Source organism: Nocardia sp. NPDC004260, assembly GCF_053603155.1.
The window spans coordinates 39,907-61,105 of sequence record NZ_JBSGEZ010000048.1; the positions used below are offsets into that span (position 1 = coordinate 39,907).

Genomic DNA, 21,199 nt, shown 5'->3' on the forward strand with positions numbered 1-21,199 from the left:
CGATTATCGGCGGGGTGATCGTTGTGGCGTGATGGCGCGCCCCGGGCACCATTGCCGTGCTTCCACGCGGCCGTGCTCGTTGCCGGTGTGGATGGTGAAGGCGACGAGGCCGAGCCAGGTGCCGTCGTTCGCGCGGGCCCAGGCGTAGAGCAGGCCGGGGACGGTGGCAGCGACGTTCAGGCCACCGGCCTTGATGCGCAGTGAGAGCGTGTCCCGGCGAAATGGGCCGTCGGTGGGGATCGCGGTGCCGAGGTCGACGAGTACGGGCGCGGGCGGGTCCACGACCCGCCGCAGCGGAGCCGAGAGCTCGTCAGCCCAGTACTCGAACACAGTTTCGAATACTATCCGGTCCGGTTTGCTGGATCTGGGATTGGCCGCCCGGCGGAGGTGGTCCGCCGGGCGGGCCGGTCGAGCTACTGCATCAACTTCTGACGAACCTCGGCGGCGGCGACGTCGGCGCGCATGACGTTCATCTTCGCCGAGCGGAACATCCAGTCGGCCCCGGTGTCGTCGTCTTCATCAAACGCGGCGAGGGCGAGGGTAACGGCGGTGAGCCAGTCGACCAGGACGGAGACCGCCTCGGCACGAAGGCCCGCGTCCATCGGGATATCCGGGATGAGCACGTACGCTCGCTCGACGGCGGCGACGGCCGCCGTGACATTCCTGACGTCGGCGTGCTGGAACGCGATCGGAATGGGCAGGCACGCCAGCATCTTCGAGATCTTGGCGTGGGCGCGGATGGCCTGGACGATGAACACGCCATTGCGGTCGTCGCGGTCGAAGGTGTCGATCATGGGAGTCCTTTCGTGTGTTGGTGAACTGCTGCGCCGGTCGGGGTCCGACCCCCTTCCGACACCTCATAATTTACAACACTTCTCTCATGAATTGCAACACTTCGAGTCGGCGTGTTCCCCACAACCGAAAGGGCCCCGGAGGTCCGCACCTCCGGGGCCCGGCCCGCCTAGCGGAATACCGACTCCACGCGCTCCAGCAGCGCCGCCGCCGTCGCGTCATCCATATCGACGCTCTCGCCTTCGCTGTCGACCGAGCAGATCAGCACCGGCCCCCAGTAGGGCTGGTGAACATGTCCGTACAGATGGGCGATGAGCGTGGCGAGCGGGTTGATCTCGTGGTTGTACATGCCCTCGTCGTCGAGCCACATATCGAGGCCGTCATCCAGGCGGACGACGTCGACCAGGCTGCAATCCAGGTGCTCGTACATCTGGGTCAGATGCGAGCGGCCGGGGTTGAGGTTGATGCGGTAGACCTCGCCGTCGGGCTGAATTACCAGGGAGAGACCCATGGGCGTCCTTTCGAGTGTTGGTGTGAACTGCTGCCGATCGGGTTCCGACGCCCTATCGACAACTCATACATTACAACACTCGAATCATGTTTTACAACATGACGCGCCGGGTCCACCCACCCCGCCGGTCGATCAACGCCGCGCGTACCGCCGCCGCCCGCGCATCGCCGCATCGATCGTCGAGCGCCGCCACCGCTTCACACCCTCGCTGTCGTCGTCGGCCTGGCGGTTGATGCGACCGCGCGAGATGTCCGCCCGCACGGTGGCCTCGGCCAATCCGGTGTACTCGGCGATCTGGGCCACGGTGAGCAGGTCGTCCGGGCGGCCCTCACTCGTGGGCGTCGCGACGCGAACGAAGTGCGCGCGCACCACCTTGTCGACCTCGGCGGCGTCGTACTCGTTCCAGCGGCCACGCTTGCCGACCGGGGCCGGCCACTCTGGCCGGACCATCCATTGCCTCTGAATGGTCGAGAGCTCGCGGCCGTAGCGTGCGGCGATCTCGGGTGCGATGATTCCGGCCGCGGTGCGGTCTGGTGTTGTTTCTGTCGATCGCGCTACCATGGCGGCGACCTCCTTTCGTGTGGTCGAACTGCTGCCGGTCGGGGTTCCGACTTAGGGCTCTGCCCGCCCCGTCCGGCCCAGACTTCGTATTGGGGCCTTGTGCCCACCGGATAGGCCGAAGGCCCGGCGAGGTTCGCCGGGCCTTCGGTGTTTCTGCTATTCCTCGCTGATCCTGCCGCTGATGAGATCGAGGGCGAATTCGATCTCGTGTTCACACCGCGTCATCGCGACGAGTGCGGCGGTGAGCAGCCATTCTTTGTCCTCGTCGTCGCCCTGGTCGGCGAGCATCCCGAGCGTGAGGCCGGACATCCAGTCGATGATGGCGGTGTTGACCGCCGCCCTCAGCACCTCGCCCATCGGGACCTCCCGGATCAGCCTCCGCGCCCGGAGCACGTCCTCGATCTGGGATTCATCGTTGGGATCGGCGCTGATCTCGATCGGGATGGGAAGCATCCCAAGGACTTTGGCGATTCCCGCCAGGGTGTGGATCGTCGCGACGCGAAGCGTCTCGAACTTGTCGCCCATGCTGAGCGTCCTTTCGTTGTGGTGTTGTCAAACTGCTGCCGGTTGGGGTCCGACCCCCTCCCGACGACTCATACATTACACCACTGAACTCATGAATTGCAACATTCAGCGTCGCGGGTCGTCGACCAACTCGAAACCACTCAACCCCTGCGCGTCGCCCTCGGCCCAAAACCACCGACCAGGCAACTCCCCCACCGGCAAACACGTCTGCTCCGCCACGTCTCCCGCCCGCAGCATCATCGGCTCACGCGGCGAGTGCCACGGTGTTTCGAACTCCGCCCGCGCATCCGGGCCACTGCCGAACACCAACACGCACCGCACCTTCACACGCTCGGCCATACCTTCCATCCTCCCTCTGTCGGTTCAGCGCCGCCGACCGGCGACGCCGCCACTCCCTACCACCTGATCACGCCGACGCTTCGCCACGCTCGTGCTCGCCTGCCCGGACGGGATCGGCGGGATCAGCTCCCACGCCAGATGCACCCCGGCGTCCAGCGCGCCGGGCGACCATGTCGACCCCGGCTCCCACTGCGTCCACTCCGCACGCATATCCCGTAACGACGGGTGGTCGGCGAACCATGCCCGGTCGGTCAGGATGGCTTGCGCGATCGGCTCGGCCCGCAGGAATTTCGAGCGCCGCGAGTGCACGCTCTTGATGTACGGGCACAACGCGGTCGCGGGGATCTTGCCTTCGGCCTGCAACGCGGCCCACGCCTGCCGGATCAGCTGCTCGGCCATGTCGCCGCCGTAATTCGCTTCGAACACGATCCGGTCCGCGCCCACCTCGTGAGCGAGCAGACACGCCTCGCGCGGCCACTTCGCCGACGACATGCGGCCGGTACGCGACCGCGTCCACCAGAACCGGCCGGTCGTGTCGACCAGACCGGCGACGATGCCCGCAGTGTCCCGGCCGCCGCCGGATGGGTCGACGCCTACGCCCACGCGGACCGGCGCACCCGGCGTGCCGGTGCGGCGTTCGATCGCGGCCTCGTCGAGCAGTGCGCCCTCCGCGGAGATCGGCACGCCCAGACCGAGGGATGCCCAGTCGCGCGCGGTCATGCCAGCGCGTACGCGATCCCAGTGCGCGAGCTGGGCGGCGACATCGTCGATGGGGATGCGGGGATGCTGGAGCGGCTGCCCCGGCTCGCGGCCGAGGGGGTCGGGGTAGATGCCACGTTCGGGGTCTCGCGCCAGAGCGATCGCGGGCAGGTGCAGCACCCGCCATTCGCCGCCCTCCTCGACTCGGCCCTCACGTTTGAGCAGGCGGCCGACAAGGTCGTCCGGGTGCCAGCGGTGCATACACACCACCTCGCGGCACTCCGGCGCACGCCGCGACACCCATGCCGACGAATACCAGTCCCACACGCCATCTCGGATGACGGGGCTGTCGGCTTGGGCTCGGTCACGGAATGGGTCGTCGATCACTCCGCAGTCCATCGGGTTGCCGACCAGGCCGGAGCGGACGCCGCGAGCACGGAGGCTGCCGCCGGTGGTGAGGCTCATGTCGGAACGGGTGGCTTCGTCGTCGCGCAGCCGCAGCCCGTAGTAGCGGCCATAGGCATAGATCAGGTCCCGGCAGGCGGCTGCATGGCCCGCGGCGAGCCGGGACGCATACGAGGCCAGAATGATTCGATCCCGGGGCCGCTGGCTCAACCACCAGAAGGGAAACCATCGGCTGACCTTCGTCGACTTGCCGACCTGTGAGGGCGTCGTGATGATCAGTTTCCCAGTGGGGTTGTCGCGCAGGCGGACCAGCTCGTCGTCCATCGCGTCGAGGTAGTCGCGCCGCACGGTGAGGTGCGGCTCATGCTTTTCGGCGAGGTCGCCGGGGCTGCTGAATTTCGCGAGCGGGATGCCGGCGCGGGCGCACGCTTCGCGGAGCCGGTCGCGCAGGTGTTCTTTGTCGCGGGTGGGGAGGTCGCGCCAGCCGTCCCCGTCGAGCGCGCTGGTCATGGCCGTGCTTTGACCACGTTGCCGTCAGCGTCCAGCCATCCGGCGGCGCGGGCGTCGTCTTCGGTGCCGTCGAATGCGAACTCGTCCGGCTGTGGGAGGCCGCCGATTCCCCACGTGGTGTTCATGGCGCGCGGGAAGATCTGGAGCGGTATCCCGTCTTCCCAATCGACGAAACGCCAGTACTCGGCGGCGGCTTCGCGGGCGGCCTGGTCGGTTGTGCACCACGCGATCTGGATGGGTGCCTCGTCGTCGATCGGGCGCTCGACGATCCAGACGATCGGCTCAGCCATTGGTCGGATTCCCCTCGATCTGGTTGGCAAGATGGTCGGCCATCGCGGCCAGCCCGAGCCCGGCGGCGGATACCGCGCGCAGCTGCTCGACGTCGAGGCGGGCGAGGGCGTGATGCGCCTTTTCGGCTTGGCCGTGTACCAGCCACCCGATCGCGCCCTGTGCTGACGTGGTCAGCTTGAGGTTGTCGAGGGCGGTGTCGAGGCGTTGGCCGATCGTCGGTTCGCTCACGGTGTCGAGTCTCCTCCTGCGGTTGGCGGCGCGAACTGGCGTGCCCGCAGGAACGCGGCGGCATCGACCAGGCCGGTCCGCAGCCGGAAGTCCTCGCACAAGCACCAGCGAATTGGAAGGTTGCCGCGGGTCTTCGGACAGTCGGTGCATTGTGCCCACCGGCGTCCGAACTCCTGATCGTTGTACCGGCAGGGTTTGTGGGTGTAGGTGGTCAGGTGCCAGCGGTGGCGGCCGAACAGGCAGCGCAATCTCATCAGTCCGTCTCTCCTTTGCATGTCGGCCAGTGGAATTCGCGGAGCACGGTGCGCTCGGTACGTGCCCACGGCCAGCGCCGCCACCACGGCCGCAACCGGGTCCGAACGATGCGCGCCTTACCGCCGGTCATTTCGACCGTGATGGCGTCGCCGGGGCGGAGCTCCGCGCCGCGGAAGTCGTCGGCCGAGACAACGAGATCACCGGCGCGCATAGTGAATCTGCCGAGGTGGACGGGACCGGCCACGAAGTAGGGGGCGCCGTCGTCGATCGTGAACCGGCGTTCGGTCACCATAAGGCCTCTCCCTCGAACAGCCTGACGCCCTGCTGATTGGCCGGTCCAGATACCCGGAACCCGTCGATCTCGGCGGTCACCCACTCGGCGTGCTCGTGTGGCAGGTACGGGTTCGGCGGCATGGCGAATGCGGGCAGCTTCTCCGGTGTCGGGTCGACGGCCCACGCACACCACTGGCAGCCTTCCCCGCGGCAGGGCGTCCATCCTGCGGCGGGCGGGCGCGCTGGGTGCAGTTCGGCGATCTCGCCGAACTCGGCGTCCCACAGGCGGACACGGCCGTGGACAGCTGCGGTCGCGGCGCGGGCGAGTAACCATGTCTGGTCTGGGGTGAGGGCGGGCAGGACAGCGGAGCGGACGAGCGGCGCGCACGTCGGGGGCGGGTCGGGTATCGGCCAGACTGGTTCTTCGGGTATCGGCCAGAGTGGTTCGGTCCGCGCAATCTGGGTGAGCAGGACTGCAACGTACGCGAGCTTCGCCGGGCCCCACATGTAGACGCGTTGGAGCGCGTCGAGTTGCGCGCGGATCCGCTCGTAGTCGGCCGCGGTCAGTTCCCGCACTACTGCTCCCCTGTCGGCTGAGCGAACACGGCATTGACGGCGACGGCGAGATCCTTTTCGGCCTGGCGGTCGCGGATGGCGCGGGCGATCTCAGCGGGCATCCATTCCTCGGTGGGGCGCGGCGGCGAGGGCTCGACCACACGCAGGTCGGTGATGGCGATCCCGATGGGCGTCAACTTCTTGGCGAATGTGGATTGGTCGACGCCGATCCAGCCGAAGCCGACCCAGGACATGTCGATGGCGAGCTTGTGCACGCGGATATAGGTGCCCTCGACGGTCACCCAGTGGTCGCCGTGTTCGATGGTTTCCGCCAGCCGGTGGACTTCTGCGGCCGTGGTGCGGATCTCGCCAGCTAGGTAGGGGCGGGTGCCTGCGTAGCGGGTTTCGAGGTGGGGTGTCGCGTCGTCGAGGGTGGTGACGTAGTGGATTTCACCCGACGCGGGGGCTGCCCTGTAGAGGTCGACCATCGGTGTCTCCGGTGTGGTGGTTGGTGTTTGGCGCAGGCCGGGCGGAGTGTGCGCGTTCTCCGCCCGGCCTGGTCGTGGCGCGCAGCGTGCCCTCCCGCCAGAACTGGGGCGGGATTGCGGAGCCAGGCGACGTCCCGATGCTGGCTCGTTGGGGTGCTTTTCCGGTGCACCTGGATTCCCGGGTTGACGTGCCACGAGGGAGGGGTGGTCTGGGTGGCCGGGCGGGTGTGCCTTGCGTTGCCCGCCCGGCCGTTTCGTGGTGCGCAGCGTGACCCCCCGACATGCGGTGCGGGGTTGCGGGGCGGATGCCCGTTGGGCTGCTTGCCGGGACTGCTGGCCCGGGTTGACGCACCACGAAAAACTCAGAGGTCGGCCAGCGCTCGGTCGAGTTCGTCGAAGAACCAGTCCAGCGGCGTGGTCGGGGGCGATGGCTCGACGACGCGCACCATGACCGGGTCACCGCCTCCGGGTGGTATGGCGGGGGTTTCGCGGGACTGGTCGAGGTAGACCACACCGCCGTCGTCGCCGTCGATCGCGGCGCCGGTGACCCGGATGTAGGTGCCGTCGTCGGTGAGCAGGAACCGGTCGGCGGCGACCATGTCGGCGAGGTACGTGGTGATCGTGTCGCCGTCGACGGTGGCCTGCCCGGCGAGGTATTCGCGGCTGCCGGTGACGCGGGTCTCGATGTCGAGCTCGGCAGCTTCGGGCAGTTCGACGACGAGGGCGAAGCTCTCGAAGTCCTGAGTGCGGTAGAGACCGGGCATTCAACTCTCCTTCGTGGGGGCGGGGTCGGCCGGTGCGGCGGCGCTGAGCTTGTGCACCAGCTCCTCGATTTCGGCGTCGAGCTGGGTGCGGGTGGTGACGGTGTGGTCGACCTGGATGCGGTCGAGGCCGTAGATCCGACAGAACCGGTCGAACATCTGGAGGACGAGCGCGGCGGCCTTCGGGTCGTCGTCGGCGCGGTCGGCCCACTTCTCATAGAGCCGCTCCAGGCGGGCCGCGATGATCGGGCGGGCCTGCTCGGCGAGACCGATCGTGCGGGCCGCGGTTTCCTCGAGCGCGGTCATGATGGCCTTGCGGGCGTTGCTGCGGTCGGCGTAGCCGAGTTCGTCCGCGATCTGCTGGAACGTGCGTTTGTCGAGCCAGAGGGCGAGGGCCTGTTCCCGGCGGGCAGCGGCCTCGGCGAGACGCCGGGGGCTTTGCTCTCCTGCCTGGACCATCGCTCTCGCCTCTCTCGACTCTATCTGTAGTGACAGTGCATCTGTCTCCAGTATCTCAGCGAGCTACGGCCACTCAATTTTCGACAGGGCGAGCTTGTGCCGTTCGAGCACGAGGTACGGCAGCGGCAGGCCGAGGTGCTGGGCGCCGATGGAGGCGAAGCACAGCCCGTCGGCCTGGTCGTCGCCGCGGATCTCGACGCCGGGCCACATGCGGGCGATGCCCATAGCGACGTCGGCCTTGCCCCCGTTGCCGTTGTCGCATACCCATTTCGCGCGGGTCTTGGGCGGGCACACCGCGACGGGGATGCCGAGGGAGGTCAGCGCGTCGTACAGCTTGCCCCAGTACCAGGACCGGTCGTGCTGGCCTGCGCCGGTCGAGGCGAACGAGGGACCTTCCATGACGGCGAGGCGGGTGTCTCGGGGTACGAGGCGCATCGTGTCGTTGCGGAGTTTGACGAGGCGGTCGTGACGCTGCCTCCAGGTCGCGCCCTTCTTGCCGGTCGAGGCGATGGTGTACAGGCGGGGCGGGTCGATCTCCCCATAGCCGAGGGTCCGGCCGGGCGGGGTATCGGTGATGATGGCGAGGCCGGTGCCGGTGAGGCTGGGATCGAGACCGACGACAGTGGTCAACGGTGGCTCTCCTGTGTGTGGTCGGGGATGGGGCCCGCGGCGCGGATGCGGCCGGTGTGGGCGGGGAGGTTTTCGAGAGGGAGGCGGCGGCCGGTGTGGGGTTCGGGTCGGGTGCAGGTGGCGCCGGCGGGTTCGCCGCAGTCGGGGCAGGTGACGGTTTCGGCGTGGTCGCGTTGTATGAGCCAGTCCATTCCGCGGACGCCGGGCGGGCGGGGTTTGGGCACGGCCGCTACTCCGGGTCGGCCGGGCCGCAGTCGCCGTCGTGGTGGCGCGGCTTGCGGCACTTCGGGCGCTGGCCGCAGCACGAGCAGTCGTACTGATATCCGCAGTAGCCGTACTCGGTGCCGTACTCGTCGACCGCGATGAGGTCGTGGGCGTGGTGCTGGACGGCGAATCGGACGAGGTCGGTCGGGAAGTCCATGCCGTAGTGCTGGCCTTCGATGATGTTGATGGCGTGCACCGCGTTGGCGAGGGCGCGCAGGTGCGGGATCAGTTGTTGGATCTCGTCGCCGCCGTTGCGCCAGTCGAGTAGGTGGACGGTGTCGCAGGTGCGGCACTTGAGGTTCCAGTCGTCGGCCATGAGGTTCCTCCGTGCGAGTTGGGTGAGTGCGGTGATGGCGTCGCGGGTCAGGCCGAGCAGGCCGGGCCTGTGCGGGCGCTGCGGTGGGTCTTCCGGCTGTTCAGGCATGGGCGCGCTGCCGGAGGTCGAAGAGGGCGAGCTCGTCGACGGGGTCGGCCAACTGCTGCAACGTGAGCTGGACCAGGGCGCCGAGGTTGCGCGTGTTCTCCGGGTAGGTGCGCCACCAGGTTGTTGCCTGTGCTCGCACGTCGGCGGGCAGCGATTCGCACCAGCGGTGCAGCCGCGTGTAGCTGAGGCGCGCCTCACGCAGGAGTGCGCCTTCGCGGAACATGATCGGCGTGCCGGTCGGTCGGATATCGTCCGGTCCGGCCCAGGCGATCGGGATCCAGTCGTGCCATTGGCCTTCTATAGCGGTGCGGGTGCACTGGTAGTGCAGCAGCACAGCGCCAGCGGCGGTGAATTCGCCGCCACCACCGCCCATGTGGCCGTCGCGCAGGGAGGCTATGCCGTGCTCTGGGCTGGAGATGCACTGCCCGATGTACTGGGGGATGCGGCGCAGTAGGGCGCGTTCGGTGGCGGTGAGTTCAGGCGTCATCGTCCGCGCTCCGCGCGGTCTTCCAGCACGTCAGTGTCGTCGAAGTCGTCGGGGTCTGGTTCGGGGGGCAGGATGCGGCCAGTGCCCTGGCATTCCTCGCACCAGTCGGCGCCGTTGCTGTCGCCGGTGCCTTGGCAGACATCACAGAGGGAGAGATTCGCGGCGATGGCGCGCCAGGTTTCGAGCGTGTGGGCCAGGCCGTCCCAGTCGATGGACTCGAATGCTCGGCGGAATGCGCGCCCGAATTCGTCGAACGCTCGGGCGAGGCGTACGAGTGGGTGATTGCGGGCGCGGCGTTTGGCGGCGCGGTGTTTCATGCGGGGGAAGTTGTCCGGGGTGCGGGCGAGCTGGCCGCGGCTCATTCGGTGACCACCTCCGCGTCGAATGCGTTGTCGGCATTGGTGATCCGCCACACGCGTTTCGAGAAGAAATAGCGGTCGGTGAACCGCGGTGCGGGGTAGCCGCGGTCGGCGCAGAACGCGATCAAGGCGTCGCCGATGGCGCGGGCGTGGCGGACGTATGCGGCGGTGTGGGCGATGGGCTGGTCGCCGGGCAGGTGGACGTCAACGACGGCCGGGTCTGCTGCTCGGTAGGGCTCGCCGGTCTCGTCGTAGACAGTGAGCACGCGCCAGTCGACGCCGGGCACTTCGGTGACGGCTTCGTGAAGGTCGTCGGTGGCGGCTTCGTGGGTGAATGGTCTGCCGTCGTAGCTGATCCACCATTCGCCGTGGGGTTCGCGGTAGCCGACGATGTGGCCTATCGGCGGCCGGTGCTCGGCGAGCGCTTTGAGCGCGACGTTCGCCATTGCGGAGGCGGCGGCAAGTTCGTCGGCGATGGGGTGGCGGGATTCGCCGTGTTCGTCGGTGCAGTCCCATGCGTCGCCTGCACGCTCGCAGGTGTCGGCGCAGTTGTGGTTTGCGGCGGTCTCGATCTGCTGTTCGGTGTAACCCTGGTACCGCATCCATGCGACGGCGATGGCTTCGACCTCGTTGACGGCGGGCTCGCCGGTTGCGCCGGACGGCGGACGCCATCCGAGGCAGAGGGCGGCCTCGACCGCGACCACACCGAGGGTGCGCAGCACCGCGCGTTCGCCTTCGTCGCCCATGTCCAGGTCGTCGGCGCGGGCGAGGTCGACGCGGTCGAGCACGTCATCGAGGTAGCCCGCCACGATTTCGCCAGCGCGGCGAGCGTCATCGTCGGTGAGGCCGGCCGGGTAGTCGAACGGGCTGAGCAGCTGGCGGCGCGCCTGCGCCGGAGGCATCGGCGGAACGAACGGCGAACCGGTCGTGACGGTCCAACTGTTTCCAGTGTTGCGCGGTGCTGGCTGCGCCGTGGGCGGCTCGGTGAGGGCGGGCGAGAGCTCCGGGCCGGGGGCGGCTGCGCGTGCGCGCAGGCGGACGGTGTCGAGGGCGTGTTCGATGCCTTCGCTGTAGCCGGACAGCCAGTTGTCGACGTGCATGTGCGATCGGGCGTGGTCGACGAGTCCGCGGTGGATGCTGGTGAGAGTGTCGTCGGTGAGGCGGGCAAGAGCGAGCAGCGCGCGCAGCTCGAGCAGCTCGGCGGCCATCGAGCGTTCGCCCGCGTTGGTGCATATGTTCTCGTTGTCGCGGAGCTGGCGCAGGCGTTCGTCGGTGAGGCGGGTGGTCTGGTCAGGCACGGTCAGTCTCCTCGACGAGTTCGTAGGTGGTGGCGAACAGTTCAGCGGGGACGGGCCGGAGGTGGCCGTGTTCGCAGATGATCCAGTCGCCGACACGGGCGGTAGCGACTCCGGCGGGGGTGTCGATCCAGAGGCCGGGGCCGACAGGCCAGAACCGGATGCGGGCGGTGGTGGTGGCGCGGGCCCAGTCGGCGATGGCCGCGGCGTTGCTGCCGTCGAACTGCATGGCGGCGAAGGGTTGTGGGCGTGCACGGAATTGCCGGGGCTCACGCATCGCTCGGCTCCTTGGCGGTGGTCTGGGGGCCGGGGGTGATGGTGGCGCCGGTCTTGGCGATGGCGGCGCGGATCAGGCCGCCGACACCGGCCGGGGTGTGGCAGTCCGCGAACTGCGCGGTGTAGTTGAGGAAGGCGTTGCCGAGGTCGATGTCCTCGCTGAGTCGGTCATCGACGCGGCGGCGGAGCCGGTCGAGGTCGTCGCGCAGTCGGCTCCATCCGGCAACGCTGCCGTCGGCGCGGTACTCGTCGAGGTGGGCGAGGACGAGGTCGATGGCTTCGAGTTGGCGGGTGGCGTCGTTCGGATCGTTCGCGGCGGCGTAGTCGCCGATGGCGGCACACAGTGCAGCGTCCGCCAGGATGTGGCCCGCGACGTTGGTCGGGTTGCCGATGGGGCCACCAACGCGTGAGCTGGTGGCGTTCTCGCCGATCACTTCGGCGAGGCGGCGTTGAAGGTTGGTCGGTTCGGTCATCGATCGGTTTTCCTTTCGTCGGAGAAGATTGGTCAGTTATCCACAGGCCTGCGCGGGCGCGTGGTGAGTTGCGTTCGAAAGCCAGCCACTTATCTGGTCCCGGTTAGTGGTCTGGTCTTGGTACTGGTGGGGGATCACGGTGATCCCCAGACATTGCCGAAATGATCCCTAGACATTGCCGAAATGATCCCCAGACATGTCGGCGTTTCAGATGTCTACGGATCACAGGTGATCCCCAGACATGCACAGACCGAACAACTCTGGGGATCATCCGTGATCCCCAGACATCGGGCCTGTGGATAACTCCAGGGATCACGGGTGATCCGTAGACTCGGGCTGCTCGTCTGGCGTGAGCATCGGCAGATCGAGCAAATTCGACGGCAGAGTGATCCGGTACTCGTCCGCATCCCCCTCGTGCCGATTGCCCTGCTTCACGCGTTCGATCAGCCCGGTCTCGCGCAGCACCTTCATGTGCCGCTTCACCGACGCGGTGCCCACGTTCATCACGAGCGCCAACTTCTCTACGCCCGGGAACACCCGCGAGCCGTCGAGATCGCCGTACGTGATCGCCATCAGCGCCGTGTACTTCACGCCGGGCGGCAGGATCAGACGCCGGATCCACCGCTCCCACTCGAACCGGCCGACCGGCTCCAACTCCATCGCCACCACCTTTCACAGCACCCCACACACCCATCCCCATCACCGGCCACCACCGACGTCGAACAGCGGATCCATCTGCGCCTCCAGCTCGGCGCGCCGCGTGGCCGCGCGGGTCTCGGCGTGGTGCTGGCGGCCGTAGTGCAGGTGGCAGCCCTGGCACATGCCGCGCAAGTTCTCCGGATCGCAGTGCTCCGGGACGTGGTCCAGGTGCGCCGTGGTGAGCACGACCGGCGAACCGGTGTCGTGGGCGCGCTGCCCGTGTTCGTGCGGGCAGCGGCCGTCGGCGGCGAGATGCACGCGTGGTCGGCCGCATTCGCCTCGGCACTCGCAGCGGCCTGCGGCGCGGGTGAAGCGCACCCAGTCGGAGATCTGCCGCCAGTTCGGCGGGTAGCGGTGTCGGTTCTCCGGGCGGATCGGCATCGGTCACCGCGCCGGGCCCGATGGGCTGAGGTCCGGCAGCGGGCGGCCGATGTCGGCGTAGTACCGGGTGACCGCTTGCACGAACATGGCGGTTGCCTGGGCGGCCAGCGCCAGCGGCGGCGCGGCGCACCCCTGATCGGAGTGCGCCGCGCCGTCCACCGAATCGCCCGTCACTGTGCGACCGTTTCCATGATTCATCGGTCAGCTGTTGTCGGAGAAATGCGCGGTGACCACGTTCGATCCGGCATCGGCATCGGCATCGGCATCGGCGTCGGCCTCGGCCACCTCGCCGCCGGTGTAGTCGCCGTACGAGCTGCCGTCGGCCGAGTCGTCGTCGCCCTCGTACGGAAGCTCGGGATCACCGGCGGGACGCTCGACCGCCTCGCCGAGGGTCGCGTTGACGACCTTCCACGAAGACTTGTGCCGGATGCCATCGGAGATCTGATCGAACCCCGACGCCACGCACTCGACGGTGACCGACATGACGCGGACCTCGCCAACCTCGGGGCGGTGCTCGAACTGATCGGTTGGGCTGCCACGGAAGAAATACCGGCTGAATCCCTCGGCGGTGCCTTTGGTGCCGTTGAACGTGGTGACTTTCGCCATGTGCGGGTTCTCCTTATGCAGCGGTGGTGGCCGGTACGGGTAGTGCGCGGATCCGAGCTTCGGTCTGGGCTGTGACGTGCTTGCTGCGACCGTTGATCAGGTCGCCCAAGCTGGCGGTGGATACCCCGCTACGGGCGGAGATCTCAGACCAGGTCATCGTTTCGCGCAGGGCGAGAATATGTTCACGGGTGGGGCCCGGGTCGACCAGCCCTTGACGGCAGGCGACGCACTGCTCGTCGTCTTGCTGGGTCGTGAACTGGGCTCCGCACTTGGTGCAGTCGCGTTCCTGCTTCTTGCGACGACGCCTGCGGCTGGGTTCGAGGCCGGCCAGTTTCGCGGCGGCCCGGTACTGCTTGATGGAGCTGAAATCGTATCCGCCCCAAATACCTTCGAGTAGGTCGGTGCGCACGGCAACGGTGGCGCATTGTTTGCGGACGGGGCAGCCGACGCAGATCGCGCGTGCTTCGTCGATGTCGTCCTTGTTGCTCGACCACCACAGTTCGGGGTTAGGTGCGCCAGCGCAGGCAGGAATCGGTTCTTCCATCGCTACAGCCCGTTCGCTGCGTCGATGACGTCGCGTTCGTAGGCGACGTCGGGGTCGGATTCCGAGCCGGGGCGCACGAGCGTCGCGTCGAATTCGAGTGCGTGTTCAACCGGGCAGTTGCCGGGTCCGCAGAAGTCGTTGCACTCGTGCGGTGCGTCGTCGTACTCGTCGACGGTCTCCGCGTCGTCGGCGTCGACCGGTGCAAGCGGATCGCGGGAGCGGTACTCGCGGTGGAGGATGTCGACCTCCACCGGTGTGAACCATTCACTACCGATCTTGAACGATACGGTGGCGGTGCCGGGCAGGTGGTCGGCGGCGGCGACAGCGGCGCGCAGGTCATCGAGGAACAGGTCCGAATCCTCGGCGGCCTCGAACTCGACGCGCACGCGATTGTCGATCATGGTGCGTGCGGAGCGAGTGATCTTCAGTGCTTCGGTCAATGGTCTATTCCTTTCCGGTAGCGGTGAGGATCGCGGTGAGCTCGCGGGCTTGCGCGCCGGTGAGGTCTTCGATCCTGGTGAGGTCGGGGCCGATGTTGTTGCGCGCCCACTCCAACTGGTCGGCGGCAGTGGTGTACTGCTGCCCCTTCAGCGCGGCAACCAGCGCGCGGATCTCGGCGGCGCTGGCCGCGGTTTCCTCGAGCGCGGGCGCGCCCTCGGGTGCGTCACCCTGCGGCGCGGTGCCCGCCGATTCGTCGCTCACCGATGCGGGCGCGAGGTCGATCACCTCCGAGGCGTTGCGCTCGGCCAGCCGCTCGCGGTACAGCTCCGATCCGTCGCGTTCGTCGGCGGCCATGACGGCGGCGAAGCTGGTCGACTTCGGTACCAGCTTCGCCAGCTGGCGGATGCAGGTCTTGCGCTCCATCCACTTCTGGGGATCGGGGATGTCGCCGGACGGTCCTTCCCGGCCGTTGCGCAGGACTCGCACCTCGGCGGGCGAGAGCACCACGAACGGGGCCGCGCCGCTGGTGAGCTTGGCGACCGCGTAGTAGTCGGTGATCTCACCGCGCTCATCCAGCGGGACACGGGCGGGCTTGTGACGCAGGTAGGCGCTGGTGCCGTACTCCCAGTCGAACGCGTCGGCCTCGTACACCACGTGCGCGTCCAGGTGCAGCGCGAGGGGATGCTGATAGAACTGCTTGGCCAGGCCCTGGTAGCCGATGATCAGCTGGCACTCGACCCAGCCGCGCTGTTCGTTCTTGTCATACATGCGGTACGGGACGAGGTAGCACTCGTCGTTCACCCCGGGCTCCAGCCCGAGCGCTGAGGCGGTGAGCAGCGCACCGGCGAACGACGTGGTCGTGCATTCGGCCAGCCGCGGGGTACGGCGTAGCACGGTCAGCGTGAGCCGCGCCATGCGGTCGGCGTCCATGTGCTTGGGCAGGGCCCGCGCGATCTCGCCTTGCAGAGTGGTGATGTAGCGCGCCATCTGCGTCACCTTGTCGGGCGGCTTCTGCTCGCCCTGACTGTCCTGGTTGCCGCGCTGGGTGACGTTCTGGCGGGTGCGGGCGGCGAGGTTTCGACCCACGATCATCCTTCCTTGTCGGTGAGGGGGAATGCCTTGAACACCTGCGATTGGTAGCGGCCCCACGTCTCGGGGTCCTCGGCGCGCAGGGCGGCCGAGTCGATGACGTCGACCTTCTTGCGGTACAGCGCGGCGATCTGCGGCTCGGCCTCCTCGAACCGTTTGGAAGCCCAGGTGCCGCCGGTGATTCGGGCGATGGTCTTGCCGCCGAGGGTGGCGCGGTTCGCGCCGCCCATCAGCAGGCGGAACTCGTTCTCGGCGCGCCGCTTCGTGGCCTTGCCCGCTTTCTCTTGCGCGTGCCCGGCTGCCCATTCCTCGGCGAGCTCGACCGCGCGCAGCTGCTCGCCGGGGTGGTCGATGTTGTCGAGTTCGACCGCGCGGTCCTCGATCCCGAACCGGCGCATGAGCGCGGCGCGGGTCACCTCGGAGGGGTCCATCATCGGCGGGACGTCGGTGAGGATGTGGTCGTGCCACAGTCGCGATTCCTCGGCGCGGATCAGCGCGATCAGATCGTCGTCACGGTCGACGCGGCCGACGTGCAGGCGACATCCGCCGACCAGACCGGCGACCCATGCGTGCGGGGCACCGGTCACCGACATGTTGTGCTGGCACTGGAGTTCGGCGTGGTCGGGCACCTGCCCATCCCAATCAGGCGCCATCCACTGGCCGGTGTTCTTGCACTCGATGATCCCGCCGTCGCTGGCGAGTCCGTCGAGGTTGGCCTGCTGCCACGGCCAGCGCAGCGACCGCAGGGTGCCGGGCAGCGTGAACGTCAGCCCGAGGCGGCGCATCGCTTCTTCGCGGATGATCGGCTCCAGCAGGTTGCCCCACAGCATCCGCTCGGTCTCGTCGACCTCGGGGGCGCGGCCGGTCTTGTCCTCCCACACCGTGTACGGGGACTCGTACCGGTTCATGCCCATGGCGGCCGAGCAGTCCGAGCCGCCGATCCCCTGGCGGCGGACCCGCAACCATTCCTCCCGCGACGCGTCGTGCGGCAGGATCTCGACGCAGTGATCCAGGTAGCTGCCCGTCACGCGCCCGCCTCCGATCCGGTCGACGTGGAGAGCAGACGTTCGGCGACGTGCGGCACGACCCGTTCCTTGCGGCCACTCATGACGTCGGCGATGACGCGACGGTCCACACCGGTCGAGCGGGCGAGCGCACGGTAGGACCGTCCGGCCGCGTGCTGCTGCAAGTGATCTCGGACCGGGCCCGCGTCGATCGTGCGCGGGCCACCCCCACCGATAGCGACAGGCTCGATCATCGAGACCTCCTGTCCCAATCGCTCGGGCCGAACGGGTCGTCGACCGAGCCGCGCCGCGCGGTCGGCTGGTAGTCCGGGGACGTCTCGACCGCGCGCTGTTCTTCGCGCTCCCATCGCGGATCACACAGGGCGGTGTACCGGTTGCTCACCAGACACCACCCCACGCCAGACCGAAGAGAGTGCCGAAGAATCCGCCGAAGAGCACGCCGCAGCCGAGCAGCACCAACTCGTCGATGAGGGTGAGCGGGTCGCGATCGTCGAACGAGGTCCGCAACGGCACCCGGCGGGCCCGCCGCTTCGGCGGGCGGCGATGCTTCGCGGTGTGCAGCGGCACCGTCGGCGGTTCGTTCTGGTCGAGCCGATGGAAGTGGGCGAGCAGATCGTTCACAGCAGGAACCCCCGAACGGATTGCATGGTGCCGATGGCGGATTGGATCTGGTGGCGGGTGCGCGCCGGGTCGGTGGCCGCGCAGTTGGCGGCGTCGCGCAGCAGGTTCTCGGCGGAGTTGAGGATGCGGGTGATCTCGGCGGCGTTCTCGATCATCGGGCGTCGCCCTCCTGCCCGGCCGCGAGCACCGGCGCGCACTTCCACTCGACGATCTCGACCTCGCGGGTCTGGGTGACCTTCGGCGCGGCGGCGATGTAGTCAGGGTCGGGGATCTCTTCGGTGATGGTCTCGACGCCGGTCACCACCCGCTCGCACATCCGCGTCCGCTGTTCGATCAGCCTGAGGCCCAACGCCCGCATGCAGATCGAAGCCCTGAACAGCTCGTCCGTGTACTCCTTTTCGACCGGCTGGACCGCGACTTTCTTCAATCGGCGGATCGCCTCGGCCATGACCTCGCTGGGCTGTGTTTCGTGCTCGAACCCAGTGCAGTGGGCAGGAATAACGAATGCGCCGCCGACATCAGCGGTGAGCAGGCGGCCGAGCATGGCCGCGATGAACCCGTCGCCGTCGTTCTCGACGAGGTCGGCCAGCGCGCGCAGGTCGGCGGCGACGTCGGCGGCGGCGGGGCTGCCGGTGATCGGTCGAATTTCCATGGATACACTCCTACTGTTTCCGGTGTTTGGTTCTCGGCCGGTGGGGCTGGTCACCCCACCGGCCGCTTGCGTTCCTAGAAGGTGGCGATCCGGCGGAGTACCGCCAGCGCGCCGGGCATCGGCTCCGGTCCGGGGCCGAGGTCGACCCCGGCGACGAGTCCGTGAGTTACGCCGCGTTGCAACGCATCCCGCGCGCACTGCGCCCGCACGGGGCAGCGATCGCGGCACTGGTTCAGCGGTTCAGCGGCGACCTGGTCGCGGTCCGGGCCGGGCGGCGCGGCCGGGAAGTACGCGGCCATGTTCGGGCGGCACAGCGCCGCAGTGAGGAACTGCCGCCGGTTCATTCCGACCCCCGGCGCATCGCGAACGCCAGCCCGGTCACGACGGCCGCCGGGGCGCTGAGGTCGCGCACCGACGGGTGCAGGAATCCCGCGCCGCGCAGCCACGCGAGCAGCACCTCGTCAGCGAGGGCCGGATCGCCGACAGCGATGAAGCCGAGCCGGTCGGGCACAGCGTCGCCACCGCCGATGATCGTGGCAGCGAAAATGCTGTCGGTGCTGGTCCACAGCACGGTGATCACTGCCGGGCCCAGCGTGAACCCTGTGGCCGCCGGGTCGTCGTGCGCCACGGTCCAGCCCAGCTCGCGAGCATCGGCGGTGATCATCCGGCGCGACGTCGGATGCGGGGCGATCACAGGCCGGGCCCGTACAGCCAGGAACCGAGGATGATCAGGCGCGGGGCATCGAACCGCCACGGTTCGATCATCCCGGCCACGATGTTCAGCAGGTACTGCATTCCGGTGTCCTCCTAGTGGGTGAGCAGCCGCGCCAGGTCAGCAGCGCGGTCATCGGTGAGCGGCGGGTACTCGATCCCGGCCGCCCGGTCCAGGGCGCGGCGCGCCTCGACGCGGTCGCGCAGGGTCATCTCGTCTCGCCGGGCGGCGAGCTCGGCCTCGCTGATCATGTGTTGGACTCGTGGCGTCCCCGCCCGTCGTGGTCATCGACGGCAGCACGACGGGCGGGGGGCTCATCTCCCTCGACGGGAGTCTCGGTGGCAACAGCCTCACGGCCTGCCTTCGGCGTCACCATCGCGATGAACTCAGCGTTGCGACGTGCCATCGCATCCGTACGCGGATCGCCGACCCCGTCAGAGATTTGAGACGCGGCGGCACGCTGAGCGCGCTTCTCACGCCAGGCCTGAAGGCTTTCGTTCAACTGGGCGCGGTTCTCTTCCCTGCGCCGGTCGAACTCCTCGCGGAAGATCTCGCGGACGCGGTCCTCGGTCAGCTCGGACATGTGGTTCCTCTCAAGTTGGTGCAGGCCCGGGAGGGCGGGCGCTGAGGGGTTCGCCCGGCGGTCCCCTGCCCGGTGCCTGCGATCCCGGCGCGTCGTCGGCGTGCCGCGTCGGGAAGTCAGGCGGGTTGACGGCGGTGAAGATTCCGCTTTGCCCGGGGCGTGAGCCCGGAAGCGGACGCGGCCGGGGTCTCAGCAATCGATCGGATACCGGTGCCAGAGGCGCGGGCGGGTCGGGCGAGGTAGTCGACGAGGGCGGCGATGTCGCTGTCGGTCATGCGCCAGATACGTCCGGCTCTGCGACCAGGTATTTCGCCCGCGTTCAGCTTGCGGCGCAGCCAGTCCTCGGACGGCACACCGGTCTGTTCGACCACATAGGCGAGCGAATGGGTGCAGGTCTCAGCAGGCATCGCGCACCTTCTGATCTGCGCTTTCGGTGCGGTGGAGGTAGCTGAGATCGACGCCGAGCCATTCGCAGACCTGCATCAGCTCGTCGAAGGTGAACGGCTTCTTACCGTCGTATCGGGACTTGGCGGTGTGCCACGTCCGCCCGATCACCCTGGCCAGCTCGGGGATCCTTTTGTGCTGGCGCGCCATCTCAGCTCGGACCTCGTCCGCCACCTTCGCGGAGTAGGGGCTAGCTATCGTCACGCGAATCACACTAGATCGTAAATACGATCTATGCAAACCGGTTGCGATCTTTCGTACGAATTTACGATCCAATCGCCTATTTGCTAGTCTCAGGCCATGGGTAGAGCGGCAACCAAACCCCCCGGTCCGTGGGCCCGTGCGATGTCCGCAGAGGTGCGGGCCCTACAGGGCGAGCACAGGTTGAAACTCAAGGACCTCGCTGAAGCCGCAGACCTGAAGCCCACCTACCTCGGCGACCGCCTGCGCGACGACCAGCCGCTCAACCTCAACGACATCGAGGCACTGGCCGCCGTCTTCGGCATGACCCCGCTAGATCTCATGCAACGCGCCGTAGCCACCGGCAAGGCCGCGGCAGCGCAACCACCGCAGGAACCACGCGGCCCGCTACGCGCCGACACAGGCAGCTACACCGCGCCGCAGTCAGCCGAGGATGACGAGATGCTGCGCCGCACACGTGCGCAGCGCAGCACCGAACGCTGAGCTACGTGAACGGCTCGTAGATCGCCACACACCAACCGACGTCATCCACCCGCCGCCATCCCGCCGTTGGGTCCGGCCCTTCCACGACAGCGACCTGCGCTTGCAGAATCAGCGCCCGGAACTGATGAAGCGTCACCCCCACACGAGCCACGAGCTCGACGCCGCCGCCATCGGCGATCAGGTGTCCGATCTTGAGACGCTTTGCAGCGAAATCGATTTCGATCTCGCCCTGCGGCGGGCTGATTACGATCCCCAGTTCCCGAAGAGCCGCTAGGTGGCGCTCAACTGCGGACGGTACATCGGCGAGGACATCGACGTACCCGCGCCCACCCCGCGCAGCCGCCGCGTCGAAGCCGCCGGTCATGAGATCACCGCATGATGCGGTCCTACTGAATTCCCCACTACGCACACACCTACCCCTGCATACGGACTGAGTGAAGCAGACATCCCGACCCAGAACCGGGGCAAACCGGTCCCTTCCATTCGGGACCTTAGTGGGCGATCGACTTGATCGGAGACAAATTCGGCAAATCCGGCCTTGACGGCTCCTACTGAGGTTGGCCTACACTGATTGGTTCCGCATCCGCACGAATGCGAAATCCACTTTGCCCGTTGCCATCACCGCCGGGTCGTGCCCCGTCGGCAGATCCGCCGATGCCAGCCGAACAGGTACGCCCGGCTCCGCCGCACCCTGCCGAAACCGCGAACAACGGTGCCCCCGAGAGGCGTTGACCGGTCAACACCAGCCGCGTAACCTCCAGGTCTGGAGAAGCGCCGAGATGCCTGGACATTCATGAAGGCGCAGGTCGAGACGGTTTCCGCTGGTCAGGGGTGGGGTTCAAATCCCCTATCCTCCGC

The 21,199-nt window shown here is 68.0% G+C and carries 43 protein-coding genes; 1 reads left to right on the forward strand and 42 read right to left on the reverse strand.

Translation table 11 applies throughout. From position 1 onward, the window contains the following. Nucleotides 1-3 precede the first annotated feature (3 nt). The 41 genes from ACWEO7_RS25455 to ACWEO7_RS25655 form a co-directional block, all read right to left on the reverse strand. Nucleotides 4-330 carry a hypothetical protein gene (locus ACWEO7_RS25455; protein ID WP_452426716.1) on the reverse strand — a complete coding sequence of 109 codons (327 nt, stop codon included), beginning with the start codon at nucleotides 328-330 and terminating at the stop codon, nucleotides 4-6. 83 nt (nucleotides 331-413) lie between these two features. Next, the gene (locus ACWEO7_RS25460) at nucleotides 414-794 is read right to left on the reverse strand and encodes a hypothetical protein (RefSeq protein WP_452426718.1); all 381 of its coding nucleotides are present in this window, start codon (nucleotides 792-794) and stop codon (nucleotides 414-416) included. 167 nt (nucleotides 795-961) lie between these two features. Further along, on the reverse strand, nucleotides 962-1,303 hold the full coding sequence (locus tag ACWEO7_RS25465) for a DUF3846 domain-containing protein (protein ID WP_452426720.1): 342 nt from the start codon (nucleotides 1,301-1,303) through the stop codon (nucleotides 962-964). Between the two features lie 132 nt (nucleotides 1,304-1,435). After that, nucleotides 1,436-1,864 carry a hypothetical protein gene (locus ACWEO7_RS25470; protein WP_452426722.1) on the reverse strand — a complete coding sequence of 143 codons (429 nt, stop codon included), beginning with the start codon at nucleotides 1,862-1,864 and terminating at the stop codon, nucleotides 1,436-1,438. Nucleotides 1,865-2,020: 156 nt separating this feature from the next. Then, nucleotides 2,021-2,389, reverse strand: a complete 369-nt coding sequence (locus tag ACWEO7_RS25475; RefSeq protein WP_452426724.1) for a hypothetical protein — start codon at nucleotides 2,387-2,389, stop codon at nucleotides 2,021-2,023. 105 nt (nucleotides 2,390-2,494) lie between these two features. Beyond that, nucleotides 2,495-2,728 (reverse strand): hypothetical protein, encoded by a 234-nt coding sequence (locus ACWEO7_RS25480; protein ID WP_452426726.1) that lies wholly within the window; start codon nucleotides 2,726-2,728, stop codon nucleotides 2,495-2,497. 24 nt (nucleotides 2,729-2,752) lie between these two features. Continuing rightward, nucleotides 2,753-4,342, reverse strand: a complete 1,590-nt coding sequence (locus tag ACWEO7_RS25485; protein WP_452426728.1) for a hypothetical protein — start codon at nucleotides 4,340-4,342, stop codon at nucleotides 2,753-2,755. Beyond that, nucleotides 4,339-4,632 carry a hypothetical protein gene (locus ACWEO7_RS25490; protein WP_452426731.1) on the reverse strand — a complete coding sequence of 98 codons (294 nt, stop codon included), beginning with the start codon at nucleotides 4,630-4,632 and terminating at the stop codon, nucleotides 4,339-4,341. Before ACWEO7_RS25490 ends, ACWEO7_RS25485 begins: the two co-directional genes overlap by 4 nt. After that, nucleotides 4,625-4,861 carry a hypothetical protein gene (locus tag ACWEO7_RS25495; protein ID WP_452426733.1) on the reverse strand — a complete coding sequence of 79 codons (237 nt, stop codon included), beginning with the start codon at nucleotides 4,859-4,861 and terminating at the stop codon, nucleotides 4,625-4,627. The genes ACWEO7_RS25490 and ACWEO7_RS25495 overlap by 8 nt, the downstream gene beginning before the upstream one ends. Continuing rightward, nucleotides 4,858-5,115 carry a hypothetical protein gene (locus ACWEO7_RS25500; protein ID WP_452426735.1) on the reverse strand — a complete coding sequence of 86 codons (258 nt, stop codon included), beginning with the start codon at nucleotides 5,113-5,115 and terminating at the stop codon, nucleotides 4,858-4,860. Before ACWEO7_RS25500 ends, ACWEO7_RS25495 begins: the two co-directional genes overlap by 4 nt. Next, the gene (locus tag ACWEO7_RS25505) at nucleotides 5,115-5,408 is read right to left on the reverse strand and encodes a hypothetical protein (protein ID WP_452426737.1); all 294 of its coding nucleotides are present in this window, start codon (nucleotides 5,406-5,408) and stop codon (nucleotides 5,115-5,117) included. Before ACWEO7_RS25505 ends, ACWEO7_RS25500 begins: the two co-directional genes overlap by 1 nt. Continuing rightward, complete coding sequence (locus ACWEO7_RS25510; RefSeq protein ID WP_452426739.1) at nucleotides 5,402-5,965, reverse strand: hypothetical protein; 564 nt, start codon at nucleotides 5,963-5,965, stop codon at nucleotides 5,402-5,404. The genes ACWEO7_RS25505 and ACWEO7_RS25510 overlap by 7 nt, the downstream gene beginning before the upstream one ends. Further along, complete coding sequence (locus tag ACWEO7_RS25515; RefSeq protein WP_452426741.1) at nucleotides 5,965-6,432, reverse strand: hypothetical protein; 468 nt, start codon at nucleotides 6,430-6,432, stop codon at nucleotides 5,965-5,967. Before ACWEO7_RS25515 ends, ACWEO7_RS25510 begins: the two co-directional genes overlap by 1 nt. A gap of 362 nt (nucleotides 6,433-6,794) precedes the next feature. Next, nucleotides 6,795-7,196 (reverse strand): hypothetical protein, encoded by a 402-nt coding sequence (locus tag ACWEO7_RS25520; RefSeq protein ID WP_452426743.1) that lies wholly within the window; start codon nucleotides 7,194-7,196, stop codon nucleotides 6,795-6,797. Further along, entirely contained in the window at nucleotides 7,197-7,652 is a 456-nt protein-coding gene (locus tag ACWEO7_RS25525) for a hypothetical protein (protein WP_452426745.1), read from the reverse strand. It lies immediately after the preceding gene. Nucleotides 7,653-7,715: 63 nt separating this feature from the next. Further along, nucleotides 7,716-8,282 carry a hypothetical protein gene (locus ACWEO7_RS25530; RefSeq protein ID WP_452426747.1) on the reverse strand — a complete coding sequence of 189 codons (567 nt, stop codon included), beginning with the start codon at nucleotides 8,280-8,282 and terminating at the stop codon, nucleotides 7,716-7,718. Nucleotides 8,283-8,511: 229 nt separating this feature from the next. Next, on the reverse strand, nucleotides 8,512-8,970 hold the full coding sequence (locus ACWEO7_RS25535; protein ID WP_452426748.1) for a hypothetical protein: 459 nt from the start codon (nucleotides 8,968-8,970) through the stop codon (nucleotides 8,512-8,514). After that, a complete protein-coding gene (locus ACWEO7_RS25540; RefSeq protein ID WP_452426750.1) occupies nucleotides 8,963-9,457 on the reverse strand; it encodes a hypothetical protein in 495 nt (164 codons plus the stop codon). The genes ACWEO7_RS25535 and ACWEO7_RS25540 overlap by 8 nt, the downstream gene beginning before the upstream one ends. Further along, nucleotides 9,454-9,819, reverse strand: a complete 366-nt coding sequence (locus tag ACWEO7_RS25545) for a hypothetical protein (protein ID WP_452426752.1) — start codon at nucleotides 9,817-9,819, stop codon at nucleotides 9,454-9,456. The genes ACWEO7_RS25540 and ACWEO7_RS25545 overlap by 4 nt, the downstream gene beginning before the upstream one ends. Beyond that, complete coding sequence (locus tag ACWEO7_RS25550) at nucleotides 9,816-11,114, reverse strand: hypothetical protein (protein WP_452426754.1); 1,299 nt, start codon at nucleotides 11,112-11,114, stop codon at nucleotides 9,816-9,818. The genes ACWEO7_RS25545 and ACWEO7_RS25550 overlap by 4 nt, the downstream gene beginning before the upstream one ends. Then, nucleotides 11,107-11,388, reverse strand: a complete 282-nt coding sequence (locus tag ACWEO7_RS25555; RefSeq protein ID WP_452426756.1) for a hypothetical protein — start codon at nucleotides 11,386-11,388, stop codon at nucleotides 11,107-11,109. Before ACWEO7_RS25555 ends, ACWEO7_RS25550 begins: the two co-directional genes overlap by 8 nt. Next, nucleotides 11,381-11,860: a hypothetical protein gene (locus ACWEO7_RS25560; RefSeq protein ID WP_452426758.1), complete on the reverse strand. Its 480-nt coding sequence runs from the start codon at nucleotides 11,858-11,860 to the stop codon at nucleotides 11,381-11,383. Before ACWEO7_RS25560 ends, ACWEO7_RS25555 begins: the two co-directional genes overlap by 8 nt. Before the next feature lie 312 nt (nucleotides 11,861-12,172). Further along, complete coding sequence (locus ACWEO7_RS25565) at nucleotides 12,173-12,520, reverse strand: hypothetical protein (protein WP_452426760.1); 348 nt, start codon at nucleotides 12,518-12,520, stop codon at nucleotides 12,173-12,175. Between the two features lie 39 nt (nucleotides 12,521-12,559). Beyond that, a complete protein-coding gene (locus tag ACWEO7_RS25570; protein ID WP_452426762.1) occupies nucleotides 12,560-12,940 on the reverse strand; it encodes a hypothetical protein in 381 nt (126 codons plus the stop codon). 3 nt (nucleotides 12,941-12,943) lie between these two features. Beyond that, complete coding sequence (locus tag ACWEO7_RS25575) at nucleotides 12,944-13,114, reverse strand: hypothetical protein (protein ID WP_452426764.1); 171 nt, start codon at nucleotides 13,112-13,114, stop codon at nucleotides 12,944-12,946. A gap of 27 nt (nucleotides 13,115-13,141) precedes the next feature. Next, complete coding sequence (locus ACWEO7_RS25580; protein WP_452426766.1) at nucleotides 13,142-13,546, reverse strand: DUF7171 family protein; 405 nt, start codon at nucleotides 13,544-13,546, stop codon at nucleotides 13,142-13,144. Between the two features lie 13 nt (nucleotides 13,547-13,559). Then, nucleotides 13,560-14,090, reverse strand: coding sequence for a WhiB family transcriptional regulator (locus ACWEO7_RS25585; protein WP_452426768.1), 531 nt, complete (start codon nucleotides 14,088-14,090; stop codon nucleotides 13,560-13,562). A 2-nt stretch (nucleotides 14,091-14,092) separates the two neighbouring features. Beyond that, on the reverse strand, nucleotides 14,093-14,530 hold the full coding sequence (locus tag ACWEO7_RS25590; RefSeq protein WP_452426770.1) for a hypothetical protein: 438 nt from the start codon (nucleotides 14,528-14,530) through the stop codon (nucleotides 14,093-14,095). 4 nt (nucleotides 14,531-14,534) lie between these two features. Further along, the gene (locus ACWEO7_RS25595; protein WP_452426772.1) at nucleotides 14,535-15,617 is read right to left on the reverse strand and encodes a recombinase RecT; all 1,083 of its coding nucleotides are present in this window, start codon (nucleotides 15,615-15,617) and stop codon (nucleotides 14,535-14,537) included. A gap of 2 nt (nucleotides 15,618-15,619) precedes the next feature. Further along, nucleotides 15,620-16,648 carry a YqaJ viral recombinase family nuclease gene (locus ACWEO7_RS25600; protein WP_452426774.1) on the reverse strand — a complete coding sequence of 343 codons (1,029 nt, stop codon included), beginning with the start codon at nucleotides 16,646-16,648 and terminating at the stop codon, nucleotides 15,620-15,622. Further along, nucleotides 16,645-16,878 carry a hypothetical protein gene (locus ACWEO7_RS25605; protein WP_452426776.1) on the reverse strand — a complete coding sequence of 78 codons (234 nt, stop codon included), beginning with the start codon at nucleotides 16,876-16,878 and terminating at the stop codon, nucleotides 16,645-16,647. Before ACWEO7_RS25605 ends, ACWEO7_RS25600 begins: the two co-directional genes overlap by 4 nt. After that, on the reverse strand, nucleotides 16,875-17,027 hold the full coding sequence (locus ACWEO7_RS25610) for a hypothetical protein (RefSeq protein WP_452426778.1): 153 nt from the start codon (nucleotides 17,025-17,027) through the stop codon (nucleotides 16,875-16,877). Before ACWEO7_RS25610 ends, ACWEO7_RS25605 begins: the two co-directional genes overlap by 4 nt. Next, on the reverse strand, nucleotides 17,024-17,266 hold the full coding sequence (locus ACWEO7_RS25615; RefSeq protein ID WP_452426780.1) for a hypothetical protein: 243 nt from the start codon (nucleotides 17,264-17,266) through the stop codon (nucleotides 17,024-17,026). The genes ACWEO7_RS25610 and ACWEO7_RS25615 overlap by 4 nt, the downstream gene beginning before the upstream one ends. Further along, entirely contained in the window at nucleotides 17,263-17,421 is a 159-nt protein-coding gene (locus ACWEO7_RS25620) for a hypothetical protein (protein ID WP_452426782.1), read from the reverse strand. Before ACWEO7_RS25620 ends, ACWEO7_RS25615 begins: the two co-directional genes overlap by 4 nt. Beyond that, nucleotides 17,418-17,972, reverse strand: a complete 555-nt coding sequence (locus ACWEO7_RS25625; protein ID WP_452426784.1) for a hypothetical protein — start codon at nucleotides 17,970-17,972, stop codon at nucleotides 17,418-17,420. Before ACWEO7_RS25625 ends, ACWEO7_RS25620 begins: the two co-directional genes overlap by 4 nt. 20 nt (nucleotides 17,973-17,992) lie before the next feature. Further along, nucleotides 17,993-18,262, reverse strand: a complete 270-nt coding sequence (locus ACWEO7_RS25630; RefSeq protein ID WP_452426786.1) for a WhiB family transcriptional regulator — start codon at nucleotides 18,260-18,262, stop codon at nucleotides 17,993-17,995. After that, the gene (locus ACWEO7_RS25635) at nucleotides 18,259-18,582 is read right to left on the reverse strand and encodes a hypothetical protein (RefSeq protein ID WP_452426788.1); all 324 of its coding nucleotides are present in this window, start codon (nucleotides 18,580-18,582) and stop codon (nucleotides 18,259-18,261) included. The genes ACWEO7_RS25630 and ACWEO7_RS25635 overlap by 4 nt, the downstream gene beginning before the upstream one ends. A gap of 143 nt (nucleotides 18,583-18,725) precedes the next feature. Beyond that, nucleotides 18,726-18,881 carry a hypothetical protein gene (locus ACWEO7_RS25640; RefSeq protein WP_452426790.1) on the reverse strand — a complete coding sequence of 52 codons (156 nt, stop codon included), beginning with the start codon at nucleotides 18,879-18,881 and terminating at the stop codon, nucleotides 18,726-18,728. Next, nucleotides 18,878-19,213 carry a hypothetical protein gene (locus tag ACWEO7_RS25645; RefSeq protein WP_452426792.1) on the reverse strand — a complete coding sequence of 112 codons (336 nt, stop codon included), beginning with the start codon at nucleotides 19,211-19,213 and terminating at the stop codon, nucleotides 18,878-18,880. The genes ACWEO7_RS25640 and ACWEO7_RS25645 overlap by 4 nt, the downstream gene beginning before the upstream one ends. Nucleotides 19,214-19,329: 116 nt before the next feature. Next, nucleotides 19,330-19,620: a hypothetical protein gene (locus ACWEO7_RS25650; RefSeq protein WP_452426794.1), complete on the reverse strand. Its 291-nt coding sequence runs from the start codon at nucleotides 19,618-19,620 to the stop codon at nucleotides 19,330-19,332. After that, nucleotides 19,610-19,861: a helix-turn-helix domain-containing protein gene (locus ACWEO7_RS25655; RefSeq protein ID WP_452426796.1), complete on the reverse strand. Its 252-nt coding sequence runs from the start codon at nucleotides 19,859-19,861 to the stop codon at nucleotides 19,610-19,612. Before ACWEO7_RS25655 ends, ACWEO7_RS25650 begins: the two co-directional genes overlap by 11 nt. A gap of 96 nt (nucleotides 19,862-19,957) precedes the next feature. On the opposite strand from ACWEO7_RS25655, the gene ACWEO7_RS25660 reads away from it, so the two are divergent. Beyond that, nucleotides 19,958-20,341, forward strand: a complete 384-nt coding sequence (locus ACWEO7_RS25660) for a helix-turn-helix domain-containing protein (RefSeq protein WP_452426798.1) — start codon at nucleotides 19,958-19,960, stop codon at nucleotides 20,339-20,341. A gap of 1 nt (nucleotide 20,342) precedes the next feature. On the opposite strand, the gene ACWEO7_RS25665 is transcribed toward ACWEO7_RS25660, so the two are convergent. After that, on the reverse strand, nucleotides 20,343-20,705 hold the full coding sequence (locus ACWEO7_RS25665) for a hypothetical protein (RefSeq protein WP_452426800.1): 363 nt from the start codon (nucleotides 20,703-20,705) through the stop codon (nucleotides 20,343-20,345). Between the last annotated feature and the right edge of the window lie 494 nt (nucleotides 20,706-21,199).